General features: G+C 59.8%; 1 protein-coding gene. It reads right to left on the bottom strand.

What is annotated here, in order from left to right:
- Window positions 1–1073: TonB-dependent receptor (locus SX1_RS23440; RefSeq protein ID WP_157410383.1), on the bottom strand; the 1073-nt coding region annotated here is incomplete at its 3' end.
- Between the last annotated feature and the right edge of the window lie 302 nt (window positions 1074–1375).

Below are 1375 nucleotides of genomic sequence, written 5' to 3' on the forward strand. Positions count from 1 at the left end.
AGCCGATACCAGTCATAATCGAGATAGCCGGTTGTCGTTTCGATATTGAATGCATCGAATTCGATTCGTGTGTGCAACGCAAGATTGTAGCGACGTAGATCGAAATAGGGCCGATTGTCTCCGGGAGCTTCGGTCTTTACGGAGGCCTGCCAAGGGCCGGTGGGGAGGATCACGCCCGGGTCATTGCGTGCGATCGTATTATTTTCGTACGGTTGAAAGACGGTGATATGGCTATCCTGATCGAACACCTCGCCGGTGAACACGATCTGGACACGGTCGCCCGGCTTGAACAGCAGCTTGGCACGAATGTCCTTGATTTCCATATCGCCGAGACCTTTGCCCGGGCGAAGCAGATCTTTGATGTAGCCGCCGAGGTCCTTGTAGAGCACGGCGATGTCTCCGGCTACGTTCTCGCTGAGCGGACCGGTGACGTAGCCGCGAACGTCAAGATCCTGGGCGTCGTTGCGCATAAAGCCATATTTGACGGCCAGACGGCCGCCCGGCGTGAATTTCGGATCGGGCGTGATAACGTTGATCAGGCCCCCCGTCGCGTTTCGTCCGAACACCGTTCCCTGGGGGCCGCGCAGCACTTCGACGCGGTCGACCTCGACAAGATCGATCCAGTTAGCACCGGTCTCGGGCTGATAGACGCCGTCGATGTACGTTGCGACATTGGGCTCGTCGCCGGTCGAGATGCCGGTCGATCCGACGCCGCGGATCACCGGCTGGAACACGCCGGCATTGCGGCTGCCGACAAAGCCAGGAATCACTTGGGTGAGATCGCGCACTGTCGCCACATCGGCCACCGCGAGCGATTGAGCGGTAATGGCGGTGACGGTGACCGGGACGTCCTGCAGGCGCTCCTCGCGGCGGGTTGCGGTGACGACGATATCCTCAAGCCCCCCGGCCTCAGCTGTATCTCCCGCGGCCGCAGGTGCCGTGCCGAGCGGGGGATTTGTAGGGTCTTGCGGGACAACCGGCCCTGTCGCCTGGGCATAAGCCGTGGAGGCCCAGGCAAAGCTTGAAGTCGCAGCCAAGATGAGTGCCGCGTGCCGACGTGAGCTCAAACGCATTATATCCTCCCCGATATAGACCTTTTTATAGCCATGGCCGTACCGCCTGCGAGAGGTTTTGCAAAAGAAAAAGCGGAGGAGAAAACCTGGGCACATCCATCAACCCGGTCGTCGGCGCGAATTTGGGCCTGGAGCGCCGAACTTGGCAATTGCAGGTGTTCGGCGCTCCATTTTACCGTTTCGGCGGTTTTGTGAGATTCGAACGCAGCCATCCTGTCGCTGCCCGTCGCTCGCGAAAGATCACGCGATGCATTTTGAAGGCGAAGTTGGCGAGCGTGATCTTGGCCTCGGCACGCTTGGCT

Source organism: Sphingobium xenophagum NBRC 107872 (genome assembly GCF_000367345.1).
Classification (GTDB): domain Bacteria; phylum Pseudomonadota; class Alphaproteobacteria; order Sphingomonadales; family Sphingomonadaceae; genus Sphingobium; species Sphingobium xenophagum.